Source organism: Thalassotalea sp. G20_0 (genome assembly GCF_017744175.1).
Lineage (GTDB): Bacteria > Pseudomonadota > Gammaproteobacteria > Pseudomonadales > Endozoicomonadaceae > Endozoicomonas.
Genome location: NZ_JAGHQV010000033.1, coordinates 1 through 24,512, shown reverse-complemented (window position 1 = coordinate 24,512; position 24,512 = coordinate 1). Strand labels below are relative to the sequence as shown.

Annotated in this window: 18 protein-coding genes; 8 read left to right on the top strand and 10 right to left on the bottom strand. The window is 48.9% G+C overall.

Features of this window, described 5'->3' with window-relative positions:
* Nucleotides 1-94: 94 nt before the first annotated feature.
* From J7438_RS17795 to nirB, 4 genes are read right to left on the bottom strand one after another with little or no spacing between them, the layout of a single operon-like run.
* Nucleotides 95-2,797, bottom strand: coding sequence for a nitrate reductase (locus J7438_RS17795; RefSeq protein WP_209277616.1), 2,703 nt, complete (start codon nucleotides 2,795-2,797; stop codon nucleotides 95-97).
* A 23-nt stretch (nucleotides 2,798-2,820) separates the two neighbouring features.
* On the bottom strand, nucleotides 2,821-4,077 hold the full coding sequence (locus J7438_RS17790) for an NAD(P)/FAD-dependent oxidoreductase (protein ID WP_209277615.1): 1,257 nt from the start codon (nucleotides 4,075-4,077) through the stop codon (nucleotides 2,821-2,823).
* Complete coding sequence (gene nirD / locus J7438_RS17785; protein ID WP_101746857.1) at nucleotides 4,077-4,433, bottom strand: nitrite reductase small subunit NirD; 357 nt, start codon at nucleotides 4,431-4,433, stop codon at nucleotides 4,077-4,079. Before nirD ends, J7438_RS17790 begins: the two co-directional genes overlap by 1 nt.
* A complete protein-coding gene (gene nirB, locus J7438_RS17780; protein ID WP_209277614.1) occupies nucleotides 4,433-6,970 on the bottom strand; it encodes a nitrite reductase large subunit NirB in 2,538 nt (845 codons plus the stop codon). The genes nirD and nirB overlap by 1 nt, the downstream gene beginning before the upstream one ends.
* Nucleotides 6,971-7,367: 397 nt before the next feature.
* Between nirB and J7438_RS17775 the strand changes: the two genes are divergently transcribed.
* Both J7438_RS17775 and J7438_RS17770 read left to right on the top strand, forming a co-directional pair.
* Nucleotides 7,368-8,057 (top strand): hypothetical protein, encoded by a 690-nt coding sequence (locus J7438_RS17775; RefSeq protein ID WP_209277613.1) that lies wholly within the window; start codon nucleotides 7,368-7,370, stop codon nucleotides 8,055-8,057.
* Nucleotides 8,058-8,190: 133 nt separating this feature from the next.
* Nucleotides 8,191-8,556 (top strand): YacL family protein, encoded by a 366-nt coding sequence (locus tag J7438_RS17770; protein ID WP_101746855.1) that lies wholly within the window; start codon nucleotides 8,191-8,193, stop codon nucleotides 8,554-8,556.
* 32 nt (nucleotides 8,557-8,588) lie between these two features.
* Here the strand turns inward: J7438_RS17770 and pdxB are convergent, their stop codons facing one another.
* Nucleotides 8,589-9,749 (bottom strand): 4-phosphoerythronate dehydrogenase PdxB, encoded by a 1,161-nt coding sequence (gene pdxB / locus J7438_RS17765; RefSeq protein WP_209277612.1) that lies wholly within the window; start codon nucleotides 9,747-9,749, stop codon nucleotides 8,589-8,591.
* A 129-nt stretch (nucleotides 9,750-9,878) separates the two neighbouring features.
* On the opposite strand from pdxB, the gene J7438_RS17760 reads away from it, so the two are divergent.
* From J7438_RS17760 to J7438_RS17750, 3 genes are all read left to right on the top strand, one after another.
* Nucleotides 9,879-10,970 carry a DUF3080 family protein gene (locus J7438_RS17760; protein ID WP_209277611.1) on the top strand — a complete coding sequence of 364 codons (1,092 nt, stop codon included), beginning with the start codon at nucleotides 9,879-9,881 and terminating at the stop codon, nucleotides 10,968-10,970.
* Nucleotides 10,921-12,375, top strand: coding sequence for an RNA ligase (ATP) (locus J7438_RS17755; protein ID WP_209277610.1), 1,455 nt, complete (start codon nucleotides 10,921-10,923; stop codon nucleotides 12,373-12,375). Before J7438_RS17760 ends, J7438_RS17755 begins: the two co-directional genes overlap by 50 nt.
* A gap of 405 nt (nucleotides 12,376-12,780) precedes the next feature.
* Nucleotides 12,781-15,189 carry a M26 family metallopeptidase gene (locus tag J7438_RS17750; protein WP_209277609.1) on the top strand — a complete coding sequence of 803 codons (2,409 nt, stop codon included), beginning with the start codon at nucleotides 12,781-12,783 and terminating at the stop codon, nucleotides 15,187-15,189.
* A 123-nt stretch (nucleotides 15,190-15,312) separates the two neighbouring features.
* Here the strand turns inward: J7438_RS17750 and J7438_RS17745 are convergent, their stop codons facing one another.
* Nucleotides 15,313-16,704 (bottom strand): ankyrin repeat domain-containing protein, encoded by a 1,392-nt coding sequence (locus J7438_RS17745; RefSeq protein ID WP_209277608.1) that lies wholly within the window; start codon nucleotides 16,702-16,704, stop codon nucleotides 15,313-15,315.
* A 241-nt stretch (nucleotides 16,705-16,945) separates the two neighbouring features.
* Here J7438_RS17745 and J7438_RS17740 point away from each other — a divergent pair, with 241 nt between their 5' ends.
* Both J7438_RS17740 and J7438_RS17735 read left to right on the top strand, forming a co-directional pair.
* Nucleotides 16,946-17,818: a hypothetical protein gene (locus tag J7438_RS17740; protein ID WP_209277607.1), complete on the top strand. Its 873-nt coding sequence runs from the start codon at nucleotides 16,946-16,948 to the stop codon at nucleotides 17,816-17,818.
* Between the two features lie 137 nt (nucleotides 17,819-17,955).
* The gene (locus tag J7438_RS17735; protein WP_209277606.1) at nucleotides 17,956-18,798 is read left to right on the top strand and encodes a hypothetical protein; all 843 of its coding nucleotides are present in this window, start codon (nucleotides 17,956-17,958) and stop codon (nucleotides 18,796-18,798) included.
* 1,240 nt (nucleotides 18,799-20,038) lie between these two features.
* Here the strand turns inward: J7438_RS17735 and J7438_RS17725 are convergent.
* Nucleotides 20,039-21,523: a cryptochrome/photolyase family protein gene (locus J7438_RS17725; RefSeq protein ID WP_209277604.1), complete on the bottom strand. Its 1,485-nt coding sequence runs from the start codon at nucleotides 21,521-21,523 to the stop codon at nucleotides 20,039-20,041.
* A gap of 24 nt (nucleotides 21,524-21,547) precedes the next feature.
* Nucleotides 21,548-22,297, bottom strand: coding sequence for an SDR family NAD(P)-dependent oxidoreductase (locus J7438_RS17720; protein WP_209277603.1), 750 nt, complete (start codon nucleotides 22,295-22,297; stop codon nucleotides 21,548-21,550).
* Nucleotides 22,298-22,554: 257 nt separating this feature from the next.
* Between J7438_RS17720 and J7438_RS17710 the strand changes: the two genes are divergently transcribed.
* Complete coding sequence (locus tag J7438_RS17710; protein WP_209277602.1) at nucleotides 22,555-23,688, top strand: glycerate kinase; 1,134 nt, start codon at nucleotides 22,555-22,557, stop codon at nucleotides 23,686-23,688.
* A gap of 139 nt (nucleotides 23,689-23,827) precedes the next feature.
* Here J7438_RS17710 and J7438_RS17705 read toward each other — a convergent pair whose 3' ends face one another.
* Nucleotides 23,828-24,283, bottom strand: a complete 456-nt coding sequence (locus tag J7438_RS17705) for a hypothetical protein (protein WP_209277601.1) — start codon at nucleotides 24,281-24,283, stop codon at nucleotides 23,828-23,830.
* 33 nt (nucleotides 24,284-24,316) lie between these two features.
* Nucleotides 24,317-24,512: hypothetical protein (locus tag J7438_RS17700; protein ID WP_209277600.1), on the bottom strand; the 196-nt coding region annotated here is incomplete at its 5' end.

Here is a 24,512-nt window from a genome sequence, read left to right as displayed (position 1 = left end):
GGATACTGGCTCAGTCGACTGTAATAACCGGTACGGCAATACCAGGGGTGCCCAGGGATTTTGCCGGATGTAAAACAAGTGGAAAAGGCTATTATCAACCTCTCTTGATTAACCCTCTGATTTCAGGAATACAGGACCCACAGTTCGTTCCCGCCTGCAAATGACTTCCCACTTGCACAGGATCGGTCAACCCATGTTCAGCAATGGCCCGGCAGATGGTCTTCTCACCAACTCCAAAGCAGGCACAAACCTGCCTGCCGGCATCTTCTCCCCGGGGAGGCTTGCCGGACAGAACCCACCAGGCTTCCTCAATTGAGGCCGCCTGACAAAACCAAGACTGTAACCACTGCCGATCACAGGAAGATATCGCCTGACTTGATACCCAAATAGCCTGAAGCTGAGCATCACTGAACCAGGCCATCCGACGCTCACCAACGGTATTGTCGGTAAATTCAACCTTTTGATAGCCCTTGAGCCCTGAGAACAGTGATAACTGGTCCAGGTTGCTACCCGCCATTTCATAGCGATAGCCATTTTCAATACGGACCTCAGTCATATAACCAATGTCGCCAAAAGCTACTCTCTCCCGAGTGATAAGCACGCCATACTGCTCAGTGTGGTAAGGTTCAACAGCCACCGGCGTATACTTCAGGTCCGGCTGTTTGGACACAGGATCAAGCACCGGATTCACCAGCACCCCGGAAAAGCCCGTCTCACTGTGCTGGCGTGTCCAGTGCATGGGCATAAACACTTCACCAGGCCGTTGAGCTTCAGAAACCTGCACTCGCACCGCCGCTTTGCCAAATTCCGATGAAATCTGACATAACGCCTGATCACGCAACTGGTAATTTTCAGCATCTTTCGGATGTATGGCCAGAAACGGCTCATCGGTATGCTGATTCAACCGGGCTGAAAGCCCGGATCGGGTCATCGTATGCCAGTGATCACGCACCCGTCCGGTATTCAGCAACAGTGGATAAGACTTTCCGGGAGCATTCAGGGGGCGCAGAACATCAGTGGCAATAAAATTGGCCCGACCATTCCCGGTGAAGAAACCGCCATCCTTAAAAAATCGTGCCTTGCTTGCTGTTGTTGATATTACTGGCTGCGTATCAGACAGCGCCCCGGAACCATCACCCTGAACCGCTGAGAATGGCCATTGAAACGGTTCCAAAGCGTCATATTCTGAGTCAGTGATATTGGCCAGGGGGGCAATGGTAAAATCCCGGACTTTTCCTTCCCGGTTATTTTCATAGCCTGACAGTGCCGCATGCTCACGGAAAATATCGGCACTGCCGGAATAGTTAAACGCCTCGGCAAACCCCAGACGGCCTGCCACTTCACTGATCATCCACCAGTCCGGCCTGGCTTCTCCGGCCGTGGGAAATAACGCGCGCTGTCTGGAAATTCGCCGCTCAGAGTTGGTTACCGTGCCATCCTTTTCACTCCAGGGTGCTGCTGGCAACAAAATATCGGCAAATTCAGCCGTATCCGTGTGTTCGATGCAGTCTGAAACGACCACTGTCGGACACTTTTTCAGAGCCTTTATCACCCGATTACTGTCCGGCAAACTGACAACCGGGTTAGTCCCCATAATCCAGACAAAACGTATTTCACCCCGATCCATTGACTTGAACAGGTCAACCGCCGTCTTGCCCGGAGACTGCGCCATATTGGCTGCCTGCCAGAAACGCCCGACTCTGGCGATATCATCAGGCGTAAACTCCATGTGCGCAGCCAGCTGATTGGCCAGCCCACCCACTTCCCTGCCACCCATGGCATTGGGCTGCCCGGTCAGTGACAATGGACCACTACCGGGACGGCCGATACGGCCGGTAGCCAGATGACAGTTGATCATGGCATTCACTTTATCCGTCCCGGCTGCTGACTGGTTTACCCCTTGCGACCAGGCCGTCACAGTTTTATCGGTGGTACAAAACCAGTGATAAAACTGGATAAGTTCGTTTTGCTCTACACTACAGGCATCCGCCAGCTGTTGTATATCACCAACACTGGCTCTGGCCGCTTCCAGCGCCTGATCGAAGCCCTGACAGTGTTGATCAATATAGTCCTGATCCAAAGCACCCTGATCGGCAAGCCAGGTAAGCAGACCATTAAACAGCAATACATCCGCCCCCGGTTTTATCGCCAGATGCAGATCAGCAATATCACAGGTTTCTGTGCGTCTCGGGTCAATCACCACCACTTTCATGTCCGGCCGCTGCTCTTTCATCGCCCGGATACGCTGAAATAACACCGGGTGACACCAGGCCGTATTGGAGCCCACCAGCACCAGCAGATTAGCCAGCTCCAAATCCTGATAAGTATTCGGTACGGTATCCGAACCAAACGCACGCTTCTGGCCAGCCACGGTGGAAGCCATGCAGAGCCGCGAATTGGTGTCCATATTGGCACTGCCGATAAACCCTTTCATCAGTTTATTGGCGACATAGTAGTCTTCTGTCAGCAGCTGACCCGACCCATAAATAGCCACAGAGTCCGGCCCATACTGTTCAATGGTTTCCTGGAGCCGTGCGGCCACTTGATCCAGGGCTTCAGACCAGACTACCTGATGACCATGAACTTTTGGGTAAAGAAGACGCCCGTCCAGTGATACCGTTTCCCCGAGGGCGCTGCCCTTGGAACAGAGCCGACCATAATTGGCAGGATGATCTTCCCGCCCGGTAATCTCCACCAGGTGCAGCTCAGGATCAACCACCCTGGCGGAAATACCGCAACCCACACCACAGTAGGCACATGTTGTATTGATAGCCTTTGCCAATTGATTTACTGCCATGATGTTTGCCTGAATCAGAACCGTCATGCAGCCAGAAAACGCTGCCCGAAAATAAGTTGTTGCCGGATGGATGAGATATCAGTGCCTGACTCCATCAACTCCTGGTACCAAAGGCCATCAGTTACATCACCATACAGGAGCACACCTTTGATGCGATTATTCTGAAGTACCAGTTTGCGATAGATTCCAGCGTCTGAAGCATCCAGTGTCATCACTTGATCAGAGTCAGACGGAATGAACTCACCACTGGAAAACAGGTTGATACCATCAACTTTCAAATTGGTGGGAATGGGGACTGGCGTAAACGTTTGACCATGGTCCCCCAGCAACGATGCAGCAACAATTTCCGCATGCCGATACACCGGAGCAACCAGACCAAACAACAATGACTGCGTTTCCTGCCCGCCAGTCAGTTGCATCTGCGCACATTCACCCACGGTAAAGATATCCGGATCAGAGGTCTGCAGCCGTTCATTGACCAGAACCCCACGGTCGCATTTCAGGCCCGCCTCCTGCATCAGTTGTATGTTAGGCCGGACACCGGCAGTCACCACCACCAGCGATGCGGGTAGATATTCCCCGTCAATCTGCACACCACAAACCCGACCATCAACGCCCTGGTAAGATTGCAACGTGGCACTGCTGCGAAAAGCAATGCCTCTGCCCTCAAGTTCCTTGCGCAAAAGCCCACCGGCATGTTGATCCAGCTGACGGGCCATGGGAATGGGCATATTATCGACGATGGTCACCGACATACCCCGTTTGGCCAGACCACTGCCACACTCCAGCCCCAGCAAACCACCGCCAATCACCACGGCCTGACCCTGACCCGCTTCCAGCATCAGATTGACATCGGCCAGACTGCGAAAGGCCAGAACCCCCTGAAGGTCCGCCCCTGGCACCGGAATCTGATTGGGCAAAGAACCAGTGGCAAGAACAAGACGGTCATAGTCAAACGTATCACCACCGTGGGTGACTACCCGCTTTAATGACCGATCAATCCGGACAGCTTTGTAGTTCTCGCCCATCAGTAGCTCGATACCCAGCTGCTGATACCAGGCGGCACTTTTCAGCTGAATCCCATCCAGATCGACACTGCCCGCCAACAATTTGGACAGCTGAATCCGGTTATACCCCGGGCAGCCCTCTTCCGAAAGTACGGTCACATGAAAAGGGCACTGACCACCGTTAAATAGATGTTCAAGAAAGCGGACCGAGCCCATGCCATTGCCAATAACCACCAGTTTTTGCCGACCATCCGGCTGTTGATAATGGCTCATCAGGCAACCTGCTCAGCAACTGGTCTTACCAGCGGTGCAGGCTGCACCTGTATGGCACCTTCATGGACTCGCACCGGGAATACATTGAGGCTGACGGTATCATCTTCCAGACATTGTCCGGTGGTTAAATCAAAGTGCTGTTTGTAAATAGGCGACGCCACAACAAGATGCCCTCGTAGATCCCCGACAATGCCCCGGGAGATCACATTGACACCACTGAATGGATCAAAGTTATCCAGGGCAAACACCTGATCCTTTACCCGGAATACCGCCACCTGATAAGCACCCACCAGGGCGCAGATGCCAAGGTTTGCAGAAAGTTGTTCATCCTGGCAGATCGTCGTCCACTGGCTCATTAGATAACCTCCTTCAGCTGTATTTTTTCCTGCTTTGTTGCTGGTCGTATCTGATGCCTTTCATCGACAAAAACAACATTGCTGTCTGGCTGGTCACTGTTGATAAAATGGCTGAAACGCTTGAGTTTTTCAGGGCTCTCCAGTGTCGTTTTCCACTCACACTGATAGGTGCCCACCAGATGGGTCATTTCATCTTCCAATGCCTGATTAATGCCAAGGCTGTCATCCATGATCACTGACTTGAGATAATCCAGACCGCCTTCCAGATTATCCAGCCAGACCGAGGTTCTCTGGAGCCGGTCAGCGGTGCGAATATAAAACATCATGAAACGGTCAATATATTTCACCAGGGTTTCATCATCGAGTTCGGTGGCAAACAGGTCAGCATGCCTGGGTTTCATACCGCCATTACCGCCGACATAAAGATTCCAGCCTTTCTCGGTGGCAATAACGCCCACATCCTTACTCTGGGCTTCAGCGCATTCCCGGGTGCATCCCGAAACGGCCATTTTGACTTTATGGGGTGAACGCACCCCGCGATAACGGTGCTCAATGGCAATGGCCATACTGGTACTGTCCAGAACACCATAACGACACCAGGTACTGCCGACACAGGATTTAACCGTTCTCAGGGATTTTCCATAGGCATGTCCGGTTTCAAACCCGGCGTCCACCAGCCGCTGCCAGATAGCGGGCAACTCATTCACCCGGGCACCAAACAGATCAATTCTCTGCCCGCCGGTGATTTTGGTGTAAAGATTAAAGTCTCTGGCCACCTCGCCAATAACAATCAGCTTCTGAGGGGTAATTTCACCACCGGGCACCCGTGGAACAATGGAGTAAGTGCCGTCTTTCTGGATATTCCCCAGGAAATAATCATTGGTGTCCTGCAGCGGAGCATGGTCACTCTTCAGAATGTAATCGTTCCAGCAGGAAGCCAGTATGGAACCAATGGTTGGTTTGCAGATATCACAGCCCATTCCACGACCATGCTTTTCGATCACCTGAGAGAACGTTGTCAACTCACCCACTCTGACCAGGTGATACAACTCCTGTCTTGAATGGGGAAAGTGTTCACAAATATCTTTTTTGACTTCGACACCCAGCTGCGTCAATTCATGGTCGAGCACCTGCTTTACCAATTGCGCACAACCACCGCAGCCGGTTCCGGCATTGGTTGACCCTTTGAGGCTGGCAATATCCTGACAACCTGCGGCCACTGCACCGACCAGATCGCCTTTACTGACATTGAAGCAGGAACAGATCTGGGCAGTCTCCGGCAGTGCCGCAACACCCAGTCCGGCACTGGCACTGCCATCGCTTTGAGGTAAAATCAACTCAGCCGGATTGGCCGGTGGCACAATGCCATTCAACATCATTTGCAATAACGTGCCATAGTCGTCTGCATCACCCACCAGCACCGCGCCCAAGACCCGCTTTTTGGTTTTGGAAACCACCAGTTTTTTATAAACCTGTTTTTCCTCATCGATAAACTGATAGCTGAGCGAGCCTTTCGTATTGCCATGGGCATCACCAATACTGGCAACATCCACCCCCATCAATTTGAGCTTGGTACTCATATCTGCGCCGGCAAACTGGCTGCTGCCTTTACCGGTTATATGATCAACGGCCACCTGGGCCATTTGGTAACCGGGAGCGACCAGGCCAAAAATCCGGTTATCCCACAACGCACACTCACCGATGGCGTAAATCGACTCATCCGAGGTCAGACAGTCATTATTGATAACGATCCCCCCTCGTTCACCCATCACCAGCCCGGCCTGTTTTGCCAGTTCATCCCGAGGGCGAATACCTGCCGAGAACAGCACAATATCGGTGTTTAAAACCTCACCATCAGCAAACTGCATTTGGTGGACAGCCCCCTCACCATCCGTAATCAGCCGTGTATTCTTGCCGGTATGGATTTGCACACCCAACGCTTCAATTTTCTGTCGCAGCATGGCACCACCGCCATCATCCACCTGGACCGCCATCAACCGGGGCGCAAACTCAACAACATGGGTTTCAAGGCCAAGATCCTTTAACGCTTTGGCGGCTTCCAGCCCCAACAGCCCGCCACCAACCACGGTGCCAACCTTGCTGCTGCCAGCCGCTTTGGCAATGGCCTGCAAATCCTCAATGGTGCGATAGACAAAACAGTTATCCCGCTCATGTCCCGGTACCGGCGGCACAAAAGGATAAGAACCGGTAGCCAGCACCAGCTTGTGGTAATGAATACTTCTCTCTTTATTGGTGGTTAATTCCCGGGTATCACGGTTAATGGCAATAACCGCTTCATCCAGAATCAAGTCAATGCCGTTTTTCTGATAAAAACCTTCAGGCACCATGGACAGGTCTTCTGCACTTCGACCACTGAAAAATTCGGACAGATGAACACGGTCGTATGCAGGGCGGGGCTCTTCACCAAAAACAACCACCTGGTATTGCTCTAATCCACCAGCAGCCACCAGCTTTTCCATAAAGCTATGGCCGACCATGCCATTACCGACCACTACCAGGGTTTGTTTCCCGCTCATTTCGGCTAATTCCCCTTTTGATGAACCAAATTCTTCCTCCCCACATGCAGGGGATATGCCAAAACACGCAAAGTGCTGTCACAACAGGATTTGCCGGACCGGTAGCCTGTTGCCGGTGGCAAAATGCTCTCAGGTTTCCGGTCATCGATAATCCATGCACCAAAATAAGACCAAAAACGCAGGTGAACGACATTCAGGGAATAATTCTGGTGCATCACACCGGTTTGAGGCATTACTGCAAAAGAACGCTTCAGTACTCACACCCGCTTGCCAGTTGACCTGGCCCATAGGAATCTGTCCGGCAGGCTTTTAAAGTTTCAGGGAATTCAGGTCGATCAAAACCTGATTGATACGGTGTTGTGCAAGCTTGCTGGCAAAAAATACAGGGAGTGTTGACATGGCCAATTCGGCCCCGGGTATTGGCCCAAAACCATTAGTGCACCAGGGTGATAATAGTGTTGATAAAGAGCGGGAGTCTCCAAAGCCGACTGAATTCGTTCGTTACACGAGTCAGGTGTCTGAAGATGAGGGCTATCGCTCTGATTCTTCCGTAAAGAACATAATCGACAGGAAAGTTACGGCTACCCCCGGCAAGCCATGCAAAAGAGTGCTCGAAGACTTTGACAGTGTGTGTGGCAAGGTACGCATGAAGCTTAGGACTGCCTGCAAAAAACAGAAAATACTCATTGACAGTATGCCGAAATGGTATCAGCTTCACTTTAAAGGCGATGACCGGTATCCGGTCGCTTTTGCCAGAGCCTTGCAGCATCTGGCACCCGACGCGGTTAACGGGCTTACAGAAGAGGTGACAGTAAATTTGGCCGAAGTAGAAGCCCATCTCTCTCGGTACGGGAAATTCGGGGAAGGTAGTACATTGCAGGCGATTTCCCCACGGGATCTGATCGAGTTGATTGAAGCTGGAACCACATACCACGTTCTGCTCGGGAATACTGAAGCAGCACAACAGTTGGCGGATATATGGGGGAAATATCACAGTGACCAGGGAAAGGTTGTTTTTGCTCTTCAGGATGCCAGGACCGATATCACCCGAAACCTAGGACTTCCGGCCAGGCCCGGGCAGCAATAGCAAGTCATTATGAAAACATGTCACAAATATAGATTATATTGATTAACTTTGATTGAACTACTTATTGGCAAACCTGCGCAGCCTTCTAAAATAGCTTTCCCGCTTTTATTGGTTTCTCTGATATCACACAACTATGGACTATCATTTCCAGCGCAACTTTTCCGGTCGTCCCGAAGCTCAGTTCTCCATGGACCATGAAGCAATGGGCATCTGGCTGACCGATGAGCTGGGCAGTAACAGGCAACAGCTGGAGCACCTGTTACTGGTGGTTGAAAGTCTGGAGAAAGGACAGCGCTGGGAATATTTTGATGATGGCACAGACTATCGCCTTCATCTGACCCGGGATCACGCCGAAGTTCGGGCCGCCCTGCTGGATACCGAAATGGACTGTGAAGAGATGGAAGACCTGGACTATTACGACCATGAATCCATCAGCCACTGTGGGTTGGATGACTTTAAAACCCTTCTGGTTTGCTGGCAGGACTTTCTGAATATTTAGTGCTGAAGTCAGTAGGGCAGAATGAACTCCATTCAGAGCTCATCACCAATCTTGAACTGCAATGCCTGAAAGATATGCACTAATTCTGCTGCACAGTCTTTCAACTCCACTCGCAGTGTACTGAACTCCCGACGTTCCGGGTAATCCTTACGCAGCAAATCAAACGTCAGCTTACGTTGAGACTCCTCAGCCCTTATCAGCCCTTTGCGCATCGCCGCATCATCACGACGAATGTCGTAAACAGAACGGATCGCCCTGGAACAGGTGGTCGAAAAAGTCATTCCCTCACTGAACTTCATCTGTTTCAGTACCGGCAGTGGCGTAATCGCAGGCAGACGAACCCTGGCAGGAAACCCAAAGTGCTGGCACAGTGCCTTGTAAATCATTTCCGTACCGCGAATCTTTCCATCCAGGCTGTATCCGGCAATATGTGGGGTAGCAATATCGACCCGAGCCATCAGCTCCGGGTCGGCATCGGGTTCATGCTCCCAGACATCCAACACAACTGTCAGATCGTCACGCTCGCCCAGACACTGCTTTAAAGCGACATTATCAATCACAGGCCCCCGCCCAGCGTTAATTAACACCGTTCCCGGTGTCATTGCCTTGAGCTGCTGCTCACCGATCAGATAATGGGTTGGATAAGGGCCATCCATTATCAGTGGGGTATGCAGACAAATGACATCCGAACATGCAATCAGTTTATCAACACTGACATAACGACCACTGTTGCCTTCTGCCAATGCCAGCCAGGGATCGCAGGCACACACTTCTACCCCAAGCCGCTCCATCGTCTGATACAGACGACCACCCACCTGCCCCTTGCCAATAATACCGACTGTTCGATCATGCAGTTCAAAACCGTCACGCTCTGCCAGAATATCCAAAGCAGCCAGAACGTATTCAACCACTGCCGTGGCATTGCAACCCGGCGCATGACTGAAAGCAATTCCCCGACTGACCAGATACTCCCGATCGATATGATCAAAACCTGCTGTGGCAGTGCCGACGAACTTCAGTGAACTGTTTTCCACCAGTTGCCGACTTACTTTAGTCACCGACCGTACCAGCAAAGCATCCGCATCCTGCACATCCTCCGGTGAAATGTTCCGGCCAGGCAGAGCAACCACCTCCCCCATCGCCCCAAAGCACTCCATCAGCAAGGGAATATTTTCATCAGCCACTATTTTCATACACGATGTTTCATAAAATTGTTGTCATTAACAGCCAGCGCTGAACCTTAAAAAAAGCTAAAAATAATAAACTGGCTATGTTATACCAACATGAAAGCCTCAAAAACAGCATCCCTGCCTGAGGGTCCAGTGATCAAGATAACGGTAGACCGGTTTCCAACCCTGTTATTTGTCTTTGCCCTGATGCTATCCGGATGCTCAGACCACACCTCGCCTGAGTATTTTCTTGAGGAATACACCCATCGACTCAGCCGGGTTACCGGTATCGATATCCCTGAACCAGAGATCGCTATACCCACACTGCCCCCATTAAGACAACGTGCTTACCCGGCACCAGATCTCCGTATAAAAGCACTGGAAGCACTGGATTTGCTCAAATGCCCTGCCCTCAGCCAGTCTGTGGCCTACAGAAACAGCAGCCTGGGCAAGCAGATGCTCCCCTCGCAACACTATTTCTATGAGAAAACCCTGTTATCATTGATTCCCCAATGCATCGGCTCTTTACGACAAACCGATGAAAACCGGGAAGTCATTGCCAAACTTCAAGAGATACTCAGCGAAAAACAGGCAACGTTTCCAGCCATTGAGTGGAATCTGGTATTTGCCAATACCGAATTCAGCAAACAGTTGCACAGTCAGGGCAGGTTGCTCGCCATTGACGATCAGGCGAATTTTCAGGGAACCCGCGAAGCACTTAACTACCTCACCCGATTACTGCCCGATCAATTACTTGCCCCCCCCTACACCTCCACTGATCTGGAACGTCACTTGCAACAGGTTGCCGCCAGCCGGTACCTGGGAGAACTCATTTACTCAGCCACCCTGTTAAGTCAGACGCTAAACCATGCTGCCAATATACTGCTGCTTCGTCTGGAAAAAGGGCCTGTTTGCCCTGCTGCTGACCCGGCGGAAGCAGAAAGGCTTCACAATGTCTTTAGACTGTTTTATCGGGAAAAGATTCAGCCCTATCTTGCCAGGGTTGACCAGGAAGGAATCATTATCCGGAATGACTTCAAGCGTCTGCTCTCCCTCTTGCCAGCTGCACCCCGGGATGACATTCAACGCTATCTCAGCCTGATCACGCAAGCGTCAAACATTCACAGCCCCTGGTATCAGCTGGAACAGAGCATTAGGCACCACACCACCATCTGGGCTGAATTTCTGGATCAATGTGGCAAAGCACCGGCATTACAAATTAACCAGAAGGCTTTCGGAAATTGATCCCAACGGCATGGAAAGGAAACTTTTATTAAAACAAATGGTCAAATTATGTCAGAAAACCCGATCAATTAATTATCAGGAGTATTATCCAGTGTCCTTGCCCTCCGATAGCCTCACCAGAGGTGCTGCAAACTTTGCTGTTCCCGGCAGTAATTCCGTGCAATCGAATATTGATAGCAGTGCTTCTGCAAACAATTCGACTTTTTCTGGCAAGACCGTAGTTGATTCTGGTCAGAAAGGTGAATTTTTACCACAATTGCCACCGGTCAACACGGAGCCCCCGGGTTTTGCACCAGACACTCCAAAAGAGTCAACGTCTATTATTGATCGATCGATTGCGGCAAGTCAGTCTGACGCTCCCCAGCTATCGGCCAATACGGGCATCCCTGATAAAGAAAGACAGTTAGCAACCATTAGAACCATTTCAGACATACAGCCTATTAAAAATGCCGATAAGATTGAAGTTGCTACGGTCGATGGCTGGAAAGTAGTTGTTGAGAAATCAGAATTTAAACCGGGCCAACCGGTTATTTTTTGCGAAATTGATAGCGTCTTGCCGGACAGGAAGGAGTTCGAGTTTCTCAAGAAAACCTCCCATATAGTCTTGCCTGATGGCAGTAAAGGTTTTCGCCTGAAAACCATGAAATTCCTTGGTCAGCTGTCACAAGGCCTGGTGCTGCCGCTTTCAACATTAGGAAATGATGTAACTGTTAATCTGGGGGATGATGTAACCGCAAATCTCAATATTAAAAAATATGAACGGCCGGGAAGCTTATCGGACCGTGACTTTATCAAAGGTTACTTTCCCTTTTTTATTCCAAAGACCGATGAAAAAAGAATACAAAACCTGCCATCTGTTTTTCATTCCCTCAAAGATAAAAATTTCTATGTCTCAGAGAAACTGAACGGAACAAGTTCAACATTTTATTTGAGAAATAACGATTTCGGTATTTGCTCAAAGAACTACGAACTGAAAACAGATAGAGATCACCCACTAGGTAAGGTAGCAAGTAAGAATGACATTGAATCAAAACTCAGGAGCCTGGGAAAAAATATAGCGATACAGGCTGAAGTCGTTGGTCCCAAAATAGAAGCTAATCCATACGAACTCAAGGAACACCAGCTTTTTGTGTTTAATATCTATGATATTGACAAACAGTCATATATAAAAAAGGATGAAATGGAAAAAATATGCCAGGAAATAGGTTTACCCACCTGCCCTGTTGTTTCCAATAGCAAGGAGCTGGCTGCAACTGTTGATGAGGTATTGGTGGATGCTGACGGAAAATCAAAGATAAACAATCAGAAAAAACGAGAAGGTCTGGTCTATGTATTCGACGGCAACGACCCGGAGGAAAGAATCTCTTTTAAAGTGGTTTCCAACAAATATCTGTTAAAACAATAAACCGTCTAAATAGTACATTAATACATCATTTCAATGAGTTTGATGTCTATTATCCCCGTTCATCCTGAGCGTCCTTCGGCTCCGCTCAGGATGCACGGTGATTGGCACAGTATTCAGTGCATGGAGTTTACGCCTTTCGACTCCGCTCAAGACGAACGGAGTTTGGAGGTTAATAAATAAATCCATCAATTGCATTGAAACCGTGAACTAGTTCTTCAACAGCTTTCATGCCTCCTGCCGCCAAAGAACGAAATTGTTTCACTGATTTCTCGTTTCAGCTCTTTAGCAGTTCCGGAACATCGGCAGCAAGAACTATCACAATCCCGGAACTGCAAAAATAAAATTAATCATTCTTATTTTTATCTACATTTGTAATCAGAATCTTGTCAACCGGGAATACATGCAATGCCCCCTATACTTACTTCCTGTATAACCATGACGCCAACGTCTGATCCGGCTGGCACTGATAGCAACCCCGGCCCGGAGCAGGCTTCTGGCTGGTCACGCTACTGGAATGTCAGTAAGTCGATAGCTAAATCCATCCACCCGGGCTTTGACCCCCATCAAGGGCCTGATCAGCCGGATACCCCATGGATACAACTGAATATTCAACCCAGAGAGCTGGCTTTCCGCCTGGTCCAGAAAACCATACCGGCCAATAGCTATCTGAATACCATTAATCAACTCGTCATGGCCTGTATGGCGCTGGCCAGCCTGCCCGGTTGTGGCGGGGCTTCATCAGAGGGCAGCAATCCTGCCAGCACTCATGGTTCGGCCACAGCCAACACCACTGGTAAAGCCTCCGGCAGTAACAAACCAACAACGCGGGCCAGCAGTCCTGACACAAGTTCAGCACCCACCATGGCAGCCTCAACCGCCCCACCGGGCTGCAGGGGCGAACCGATTCCTGTTGATGGAGCCGCAGTCCTGGCCAAAGTCGGAAAGGACTCCTGTTATCCAGCCAGTGGTAACTACACACAGACCACTGATATTGATGCTGGCAACCACTCGCCTATCCCGCACTTCACCGGTGAGTACAACGGTAACGGCAATACCATCAGCAACCTCAAGGGCTGCCTGTTTAACAGCCTGGAAGGTAATGGAACAGTCCGCAATCTCGCAATTACTAATGGCCATATTGACCGTGCAGGGCTGCCCGGGGCTAACGACACAGGCAGTGCAGCACTGGTTGCCTGTACTATGTCAGGGGGCTCAAGGCAGGAAAACATCGTCGTAGAAAATTCAAAGATCAATGTCACAGCTGAACAACCCGATGTAAAACAACATAGACAGCTGGGGATGCTGGCGGGCAAGATGAACGACAGCGCCGTACTCAAGGACAACCAGATCAATAACGTCAAAATTGCTATTCAGGGCAGTGGTATTGACGTCGGCATGCTGGCCGGGCAAGCACTGGATAGAGCCACCATCGACAGCAACCAGGTTAAAAACTGCAAGGTAGACCTCTCAGGATTTGGCAGCGGCAGGCTTATCTTGAAGAGGTCCCGGGCCGAGACCAATATCAACATCGGCCTGATCGCAGGGAAAATGGTTGGTAACGAACATAACAATGTGGTCGTTAAAAACTCAACGTTGATTCATAACCGAATTGAAAGCTCTGAGGGCATTTGGGCGGCCAATATCGGTGGTGTTGCCGGCAGGGCCGATTTTGCCCGTATTGAAGATACGCAGGCCCACAATCAAAACAAAATTCAATATCATTCCAAAGTAATTGATGGACGCATCGCAATGGTGGTTGCTGATGCCCGTCATTGCACAATTCTGAATACTAACACCAGCTACAACCACCTGCAGCTGACAACCGCTAAAACTTACTTACCGGCACATCATGTTGGTATCGTTACCGCAGATTGTCACAATAGTATTATCAAAGATACCCTGGACATCGACTCTGATCTGGAGTTGTCCAGCAGCATTCGAGGAGGTTCGGGAGGCCATGCGGCCGTTGCTGCGGCTGTTGCCGAAGGCTGTAGCATTCATAACACAACTGCCATAGGAACGAAAATCGCTGCTGAAACGTACAACAGCTCCGTTGCAATTGTTGTGGCGTTTAACAATGCTAACACCACAGTCCACCGAACAACCGCCGTTGACTGTGAACTATTCGCCTGGAAAAAAAACACGAACAGTTATACAGGAAGTGCGGCGGTCGGTGTTGCTGCCGGTCGCCAGGATAACTTTGCCAGGATCAGCGATACCAGGGACTGCGGCAGTACCATCAAAGGGTATCGCGCCGGCATAGCAGCTGTTGATCCTGATCGCTGCTTGTCCGGCACATTTGCCTGCAATACTGAGTTAACCAGTTTTGCTGATGGTATCAGCACCACGGTAAATCTTGCCTGCGATAATGCCAGTTGCCCCGCAACCGACAGAGCCGACATCGTTACTGTAGCCACCAGTGACCGGATACCATGCACCATTAAACACTTGTCGTCAACCGTAATACCCTCCCGGCAAAATGGGCCGTCATTATCTGCTGCGGCCGGTAACGGGACCGTCAACAGCACGGCTTCAGCCCTTCATAATAACAGCGAGGAAGTTGACGTTGAATTTCCAACAGCCCTGACCGGAGGCATTGTGGCCGGGGGGATGATTGCCGGTGGTGTGACCCTTTATGCCCTGTACCAGTGGTACCAGGGCTACTGGCAAGGGTTAAAAGGTAAAGCGTTGGCCATCTACCCGCTTACCCGGATCAAAGAAACCATAAGTCAGCGTTTTTCCACCGCAAACCCTGATACAGGCCTGGAGTTGTCTGAATTAGTAGGCGCGGGTGATACCAGCCTGAGTAGTTAACCAAATGAAATCAGGCGTCAGGTCTCTCTCCGTAAGAGATATGGCACCTTAGCTTTTATGACTCACGGTCTAAATCACCAGTCCAAAATAACCTGAGTATCATCACAGTTTTTCGAAAAAAAACTAACAACCTCCATCGCCACCGCCACCGCCATCACAGCTGCCACCGCCGCCGCCATCACAATCACCATCATCAAGGACAAGGACACCGAAACTGTTGGAATGACCATGGTTATTATCTGATGGTCTTTTTTTCAAAAAACCGGCACGTCTCGGCAATGCTCCAAGACGCTCTAGCTCATCGAGGAGAAAGCCGTTTTGATAGTAGTTACTGTAGTAATGAGCATAAGTATATGCTGACCACCTATTAGGATTTTTTGATTGAAAATAGACGGTATCATTAATATTTTGCAAAGCACCCGGGGTCTTAAGAAGGGATCTCACGGTTTGGGTTTTGCCTTTTTTTAATGCCAGCATCAGGAGCGTTTCGCCACGAGCTGTCTTACAGTTGAGATTTAACAATGGCTGCCCTTTACTATTTTTCAAATTAGCCAGATACTTCGTTGTTATTGGCCGATCATAATAGCCCGTCACTACATCCATGATAATCTTGGATCTTATCGGTTCTTGTTGTAATTCGGTGACCAGACATTCGTTTTGTTCCAGTAAAGCATCACATAATGGCCAATTCTTTTCCGAGATTGCATATTTAAAGGCATAAAGGGCAAGTAGCATTTCCTCCTTGCCTTGTGCAACCTTAATCCTGGCATCAGGCTGACGCTGAAGCACTTTTAAAGTAAGTTCATATTGCTGCTGATCGGTAATCTTTTTCTTATCCCTGGCGCAAAAAATTATTTCCAATAAATGATAATCAGATTTGTTGTGTGTATCCACGCAGGTTTTTTTATCGAGCAATAAACTAACCATTTCCCAGTGTTTTGCCCGGGCTGCGGCCATTATTGGTGTGTTACCACTTTTAAGGCTTTGATGATTGATATCCACACCCGCCTTTCTCAAAATACTTTCAAGGTTCACCAGGTTATTCGCAACGGCTTTTCTGTACAGCCTTTGAGTAGATTGCGTTTGGACAAACGCATCCAGCAACTGTTCGGCTTGTGGCAGTGCATCGCAAACTAAGTCAACAGGCGAAAAATGGGTTGAATTTTTGAAGAAATCATTCACTGCTTTTTTTACCAATCGATCTTGCTTGTACTGCTTAAAGAAACCAAGACTTGTTTTGAGTTGAGTTTCTGAGCAGGGATCTTCTGCAAGCAATATCCTTTCCAGCAGCACTTTATTACTGAGCGTTTCTTTTCCTCGACTTGTCTGCAGTAACACATTTTTGAGCCGGGAGGTCATGTTACTGTTTTCAGCCGTTGTTCGATCAGCAAGTTTAACACCCCCTGAATAATCGCAAGAGGGAGGCTTACCCATAACTGGCAGTTTATTATCAATGCGGCCAGCGCAGGTTTTGCCGAGTCCCGGGAAATAACCCGTGAAATCGGTTTGATTCATTTCATAGTACAAGCCAGAGGTTGCAGGAAGCGATATGTTTAAGGTTAAGTGTAATTTTAAGCATGGAGGCATCAGTTTATCCTTACTTGTTAATTATTTTAGTTATTTATCTTATATTATGAGTCGAAAAGTTATCCAAAAGTTCCCTGATTCAAAAATATGAAGCTATATAGATAGTTATTGCATCAGATACCCACTTATGTATCTAACCAGATGAAAAATAGCCAAGGGAAAACAACCTGTGAATAGTATTTCCGACATAGCTGCTTCCGCCGGTGCCAGGTTTATCGAAGCAATTAAAGCTCCGTTTAAACTCATCGGCCGTTGTTTCGGCAAGCTCGTACAGGTCACTTCGTCGGTCATTAATTACCTGTCCGGTAGATCAGTCAATGCTGAACAGAGTCAGGCTGCCAGCAAAACCCTCAGCTCACGAACGGTTGCAACTAATACTGATTTAACTGGCACTGATTCAACCGGCAAAATTTCAACTGAAAAGCTGGAAGAAGGAGTGCCAGATAATGTGAAGACCGCATTTGAATACTGCCTGGAGCTTTACTTGAATCTTATGGAAGAATTGGATAAAAAGGTCTACCAGATCCATACTGCCAGATTCGTCATCTCCAGCCGTCTTGATATTGATCCTGAAAAAATCACCAGGAACAGCATTGACAGGGCTATTACCCTATTAAAGAACGTAAACAAAACTCTGGATTTAGGTTTTAGCGATAAATTCTTTGTTATTCCGCCAGATTCTCCATCAAACAATGCTGAGTTTATCAATATTCTAACCACATTTCAGCAGCAGCTTGAATCGTTACTCCCTACTAACAGACCAGACAAATATTCACATTTTAACTCTCATTATCCTGTTCGGTTATTGCAACAGGAAATTGATCAGCTTACTGAAACAAACTGTGCCGACAAGGATAAATGGCAACGCTGTGGTGAAAGACTGAAGGAGCAATTTGCCTTCGATGAGCCTTACATCAGGGAACTTTGCGCTCTCAAATATGTACCAGAACCCGATGAGAGAGCTCCAGAGGCGGACAGCGGTCAATTTATCTATCTAGAAGCGCGATTAAGCGACTTATTTGACACCATTGATAATCTCTGATGAATCAACTTGCATGGAACTTTCTTATCAGAACGATGTCCAAAGGATATAACTATCGCATCTCTATCGATGCATTGTATGAAATTTATTGAAATTTCAGTCTACGACAATGGAAAATAACTTAGGGAAAACAAGCTATGAAAAGTATTTCTGAAATTGCAGCTTCCGCCGGAAATATATTGCTTGAGGCGATTAAAGCTCCGTTTAAACTGATCGGCTATTGCTTCGGCAGGGTCGTAAAGGCGATTTCGTCTGCCTTTAATTACCTGTCCTGTAGATCAGACAACTCCGAACAGAGTCAAGCTCCCAACAAAACCCTGGACTCACGCACGGTTTCAACTGGTACGGTTTCAACTGAAAAGCTAGAAGATGATGTGTTTGAAAATTTGCACACCTCATTTACAAACTGCCTAAACCTTTACTTGAATCTTTTAGAAGAGTTAAAACAAAAGGCCTACTATATCTTTATTGCCAAAAATATCATTTCCAGTAATCTTGAGGTTGATCCTGCAAAAATCAAAAGGAAAAACATTGACAAGGCTATTATCATTTTAAAGGAAGTTAACAAAACTCTGGATTTAGGTTTTAGTGATAAATTCTTTTATATTCCGCCAGATTCTCAACCAAACAATGCTGGGTTTATCAAAATTATAAAAGAATTTAAGCAACCGCTTGAATCATTGATCCATACTACTCGTCCTGAAAAATATAAGCTTCATGACTCAGTTAAACCCATTAAGCTTATACAACATACAATTAATCAGCTGATTGCTACCAAATCTGCTGACAAGGACAAATGGCAACTCTGCGGTCATCAACTGGAAAGTCGTTTTGAATTTGATGCCCCTTACTTCAGGGACATTTGCAATCTCAAATATGTACCAGAACCCGGTGGAAAAGTTCCTAAGGCGGACATTGGTCACTTTAACGAACTTGACGCACAATTAAGAACCTTATTTAACACCGTTGATAATCTGTAACTATAAAGATGGCCGCCAGTAATCTGGCGGCAAAATTCAAACCATGAGCAATAGAAAAGTCACCCACCTCATTAAACTTCCCTGTCAGTACGATGTCCCAAGTGAAGACATCTCATCAAATGCCCCTTTGATCATCTAATCCAGCTAAATACACGCCTTAAGACGTGTAATAAATTACAGGGCAATCATTTTTAATATATAAACAGGTATCTGAATATAATCAAATGAACGATTGGGAACGGGAACCATAAACCTACAAATATGTCAAAGCCGGGTTGCTGACCGATAATAGACTACCCTACTGCGGCGACATTAAATTGGTCAGCCTCCCGGGAGGATTATCATACAAATGATAAACACATGAATTCAGCACATTTAAATGCTTCAGGTGCAAAAATTGAGGTTATAGCCTCATATTTATTGACCAGAGCCAGTTCTGAGCAACCAGTATCGGGCACAACGTCCTCTCACAGAGAGGTAAGAGTTCATCAAGGCCAGCCTCTTGACTTGGGCATAAAACCAAAGCAGGGGGAGGAAAGGTCTGTCGCTCATGACCTCAGGGAGAGAATGTGCAAATTAACCACCCCTGAAAACCAGGTTGCTGGCGGACAGGGTCAACAGCCTTCAGGGCCAGATCAGGCAAGTCAACATGTCGAATTTTATCACCCGACTGGGTTTTACGGTCACAACTCACAAACTAATGAACAGCAGTTCCAGCAGTCCAGTAAAGCAGCCCTGCCATCAGAAAAGCGCAAGACTCATCGATGTTTATTCGATGGCTGCGGTAAAACATTTACCAGGAATAATCGTCTGAAAAGACACCAGCTCACTCATCTGAGTCAAAGGCCATTTAAATGTGGGTTTGAGGGTTGTGATAGCAGATTTTATTATCAGTCTGATCTGAAAAGACATCAATGCATTCATACGGGGGAGAGACCGTTTGAATGTAAGAATTGCGATAAACGCTTTATCCAGAAGAGTGATCTGGACATACACAAACTCACTCATACAGGGAAGAAGCCGCATAAATGTGAGATGTGCAATAAAGGATTTATCAGAAAGGGATGTTTGACAAGACACAAACGCACTCATACAGGGGAGAGGCCGTATGAATGTGAGATTTGCAATAAAGGATTTATCAGAAAGGCAAATCTGGAAAGACACAAACGCGTTCATACGAGTTAGAAGCCATTTGAGTTAGAAGCTATTCAAAATGAAGATGCTCCTATTCAAGGCAAGCTTATTGAGTGCGAATGGCCTGCCATGCTTCTAACGCTTTAGCCCGGGACTTTTTCAAATCAACGACAGGCGATGGGTAATTTTCCCCCAGGATAACACCTGACTGGTAAAGGACATTGTCGTCGGCTTCCCAGGGCGCAAACAGATACTTATTCGGTAACCCGGAAAGCTCAGGTACATATCGACGTATATACTCCCCTTCAGGATCAAACTTCTGCCCCTGGGTAACCGGATTAAAAATCCGGAAATAGGGTGCCGCATCCGCACCTGAACCTGCCACCCATTGCCAGCTTGCCGAGTTGCTGGACAGATCAGCGTCCACCAGGCAGTCCCAGAACCAGGCTTCCCCATGCTGCCATGGCTGCAGCAGATTTTTGACCAGAAATGAGCCGACAATCATTCTCACCCGGTTGTGCATAAACCCGGTTTGCCGGAGTTCGCGCATCCCGGCATCCACAATGGGGATGCCGGTCAGTCCCTTCTGCCATCGCCTGAGTTTTTCGGGATCATCCTGCCAGGGAAAGCCGTCAAACTTTGGCTGAAAATTTTGCTCCGGCAGTGTTGGGAAGTGGTATAACAGATAGTAAGAAAACTCACGCCAGCCCAGCTCTGAGTGAAAACAGTCCAGGTCTGTCTCCACATTACTGTCGGTTGCTGCAGCCGCCGATGCGTACCAGACCTGATTGGGGGATACCTCGCCAAAATGAAGATGGGCAGACAGTTGTGAAATGCTGCGTCTGGCAGGGAAATCACGCCCTACTTTATACCCATTCAGCCCCTCGCCCAGAAAATCCTGAAGTTTGTTGTTTGCCGCTGTCTCACCGACCCCTCTGCCCTGCTCACACCAGTAGGCGTAGAGATTATGGTCCCAGCGCACCTGTTTTGCCTCACCGGCAGACTCAGGATTCTGGGAGGGAACAAAACCTCCGGCTGGCAATAGGTCAAGGTCATTGATGTCACTTTTCGAGGTGGTAGCAACACACCGGATTTTTTTCGGTACCGGCAATGGCTCCCTGGGCGGTTCAGCTACCAGGCACCCTTTGCGATAGTAAGGCGTAAATACCCGGTAGGGCGTACGATCCTTTTTCAGCACTGTCCACGGTTCCCAGAGCAGGGAACCATTGAAGCTTTTGACTTCCAGCCCGTCATTTCGCAGGGCTTTCTTGATGTGCTGATCCCGCTGTATCCGCCAGGGTTCATAGCAGCGGTTCCAATAAACGGCATCCACCTTATATTCCGCCGCCACTTCCGGGAGCACTTTTGCTGCGTCGCCCTGAAGCACCAGCAGTCGGCCATTCAGGGCGTCGTTTAATGCTGCCAGTGAGTGGTGCAGCCACCAGCGGCTGGCCCTGCCGGGAGCCCATTGACCGGCAGAGTGATCGTCCAGAATAAACACCGGAAGCACTTGGCCATTGCCAGCCGCCTCAAACAGAGAGGGGTTATCAGACAACCTGAGATCCTGACGAAACCAGTGAATAATAACCATCTTATCTCCTTAGGTTCTGCACCATCAAAAAGGCAGCTTTTCGCCATCCCAGGCAAACATGTGACCACTGTCCGCTGGTGTCAACTGATCAATCACATGCAGGAGCCGTTCTGCCGAATAGTCCGCCGAAAAGAGTTTGCCCTCAGGCACGCCAGACTGAAACGGCATGGACAAATGACTATCCACCGTGCCCGGATGCAATGCAGCAATAATCGATGCTTTGTTTTTTCTGGCAATTTCGATAGCAAGACTTTTGATAATCATATTCAGCGCTGCCTTTGATGCCCGGTAGGCATACCAGCCGCCTAATTGATTATCAGAAATGCTGCCCACTCTGCCGGATAACACGGCAAACACATTCTTACGGTTTCTGGCCATCTTGGGAAGAAAATATTTGGCCACCATGGCGGGTCCGGTGGTATTGACGGCGAAGATTCTGGCAAAGTGATCGGGCTGGAAATCCTTGATGGATTTTTCCGGCTTCAGGCTCTCCCCCTCATGGAGGATACCGGTGGTGACTAACACCAGGTCCAACGGCTCCGAAATTTGCTCCGCACCCCTGGCAATACTGTTTTCATCCAGAAGATCCATGGGGTGAAAAACGGTTTTATTCACCTGGTCAAACTCAGGCTCACTGCGTGATAAGGCATAAATTCTGGTGACTGTTGGTAACTGCTCCAGCCAATGGACCATGGCTTTGCCGATGGCACCGGAGGCTCCGATGACGGCAACATGCAAGCCCTCGGCAAATGAGTCCAGTTTCAATTCTGTCATGGAGCACTCCATATATCTGGGTAGAAAACCTTATTTAGAAGACAGCCTCAGGCAGACAGGCTGAATGGCGTTGCGTTTAACCGATTATTTCTATAGAAACTTCTCTACGGAGCCTGTAACTCAACAGATCGTCCAACGGACTATGATTCTCCCCTTGTATAATGTCAATGTCATGGACCAGGCAGGCACTATTTTTGCTGCTTTTCCGGGGCCGCCACACTGATTTACGGCACTCTTCAATACTCAGGGAACAGACCATGAAAATTGTTATTGCACCCGATTCCTTTAAGGAGTGTCTTACCGCAGCCAAAGTAGCAAAGGCCATTGCAACCGGTTTGCAGCAGGTTCTGCCGGATGCAGAGTGTATCAAGGTTCCGGTTGCCGACGGTGGCGAAGGTACGCTGCAGTCACTGGTGGACGCCACCGGTGGCACACTGATGGATGTTGCGGTAACCGGCCCAATGGGAGAGACCGTTCAGGCCTGCTTCGGCCTGCTGGGTGATGGTGAAACCGCTGTCATTGAAATGGCCAGGGCTTCAGGGATTGAGCTGATACCCGGGGATCAACGCAACCCGATGGTCAGTACCACCCGGGGGAGTGGAGAGTTGATTCTCAGCGCTCTGGACCAGGGCATTAAACGCATCATCGTCGGTATTGGCGGCAGTGCCACTAACGACGGTGGCGCAGGTATGATGCAGGCACTGGGGGTAAAACTTCTGGATGCTGATGGCCGGGATCTGCCCCGGGGTGGTGCAGCGCTGTCACGTCTGTGTCGCATTGACACCGGCCCGATGGATAGACGACTCCAGACCATCGAGTTTATTGCGGCCTGCGATGTGGACAATCCGCTTACCGGAGCCAATGGTGCCTCAGCAGTGTTTGGTCCCCAGAAAGGGGCTACTCCTGAGATGGTCGAACAACTGGACCAGGCATTGAAACACTATGCCAGCGTTCTGCAACGGGACCTTGGTAAAGATGTTGGGCAACAGCCCGGAGCAGGCGCTGCCGGAGGCATGGGTGCTGCCCTGCTGGCGTTTCTGGACGCTGAACTGAAACCGGGTATAAACATCGTCATGGACGCCGTCGGCCTGGCAGAGAAACTGATCGGTGCTGATCTGGTGATTACCGGAGAGGGCCGGATTGATGGACAAACCGCACAGGGAAAAACACCCGTGGGGGTTGCCCGGATTGCCAAACAGTTCAATCTTCCGGTGATTGCTCTGGCTGGCTCTGTGGGTTCCGATGTTGACGCGGTCTATGACTGTGGCATTGATGCGTTGTTCCCGATTGTTCACGGTGCAGTCCCACTTTCCGAGGCCCTGGCCAAAGGTGAGGAGAACCTGATCCGGGCAGCCAGAAACCTGGCCAGTGCCTTAATACTCCTGCGGTAATATTTTGTCTTAACCACAAATACTCATGACGATTGTTCGTCACCCTCTGGTATGAAAGATTTGCCACGGAGGCACGGAGACACAGAGGTAAAACTTTGTCTTGTCTCCGTGCCCCTGTGTCTCCGTGGCAATTTTTCTTTCACGGCAAAGGCACAACAAGGTGGAAACTGCTGCTAAAGGTTGTGTATGAGGAAGGGAATGCAATGAAAATAAAACTCCGCTTATCGCCAACAGCCATCCATTTGTAGCCACTTATATAAGTATTAATCACCTGACTATAGCCGGAGTAATCTTCAGGAGTTGATACAACATCAGCAATCTGCATTTTAAAACAGCCGCCATTAGTTGGACTGCTCTCGGCTAACAAATGACAATCCGATTCATAAGCTGACTGGTTTCTGTAAACGGTGCGATCACTCCCTGCAACGGCACTGGTCATTACTTTTGTCCAGCCAAGACCTGTCTTGCCGCTATAGCCATTAACAAGAATCGCATCCAGGATTTCAATCATTCCTATTTTATAGCTGCCGCTCGACCCTGAATAAACAAATTGTGGCGCTCCCGGATCTTCTGAAGAGTAAAAAGTAACAGGCATCAGTCTGCATCCCCCCGGATCTGTAGCGTAAAATCATCGTTTGTTTCCGTACCCTGACCTGAAAGCAGTAATACGGATAAACTGGCTGATTTTTTCATCCGATGTAATCAGCTTATAGACCTCGCCAATTTCAGGAACCGCCCATTCCTCCCGCTGATAGCCCACAATGGAACGCTGACCTTCCAGCTGATCGCCGACCAGTTCCCACGATGCCTTGATACCAGGAACC

Coding starts and splice junctions, on each gene's coding strand:
- J7438_RS17795 (WP_209277616.1), bottom strand. CDS start 2,797: ATGGCAGTAAATCAATTGGCAAAGGCTATCAATACAACATGTGCCTAC.
- J7438_RS17790 (WP_209277615.1), bottom strand. CDS start 4,077: ATGAGCCATTATCAACAGCCGGATGGTCGGCAAAAACTGGTGGTTATT.
- nirD (WP_101746857.1), bottom strand. CDS start 4,433: ATGAGCCAGTGGACGACGATCTGCCAGGATGAACAACTTTCTGCAAAC.
- nirB (WP_209277614.1), bottom strand. CDS start 6,970: ATGAGCGGGAAACAAACCCTGGTAGTGGTCGGTAATGGCATGGTCGGC.
- J7438_RS17775 (WP_209277613.1), top strand. CDS start 7,368: ATGGCCAATTCGGCCCCGGGTATTGGCCCAAAACCATTAGTGCACCAG.
- J7438_RS17770 (WP_101746855.1), top strand. CDS start 8,191: ATGGACTATCATTTCCAGCGCAACTTTTCCGGTCGTCCCGAAGCTCAG.
- pdxB (WP_209277612.1), bottom strand. CDS start 9,749: ATGAAAATAGTGGCTGATGAAAATATTCCCTTGCTGATGGAGTGCTTT.
- J7438_RS17750 (WP_209277609.1), top strand. CDS start 12,781: ATGCCCCCTATACTTACTTCCTGTATAACCATGACGCCAACGTCTGAT.
- J7438_RS17745 (WP_209277608.1), bottom strand. CDS start 16,704: ATGAATCAAACCGATTTCACGGGTTATTTCCCGGGACTCGGCAAAACC.
- J7438_RS17735 (WP_209277606.1), top strand. CDS start 17,956: ATGAAAAGTATTTCTGAAATTGCAGCTTCCGCCGGAAATATATTGCTT.
- J7438_RS17725 (WP_209277604.1), bottom strand. CDS start 21,523: ATGGTTATTATTCACTGGTTTCGTCAGGATCTCAGGTTGTCTGATAAC.
- J7438_RS17720 (WP_209277603.1), bottom strand. CDS start 22,297: ATGACAGAATTGAAACTGGACTCATTTGCCGAGGGCTTGCATGTTGCC.
- J7438_RS17710 (WP_209277602.1), top strand. CDS start 22,555: ATGAAAATTGTTATTGCACCCGATTCCTTTAAGGAGTGTCTTACCGCA.
- J7438_RS17705 (WP_209277601.1), bottom strand. CDS start 24,283: ATGCCTGTTACTTTTTACTCTTCAGAAGATCCGGGAGCGCCACAATTT.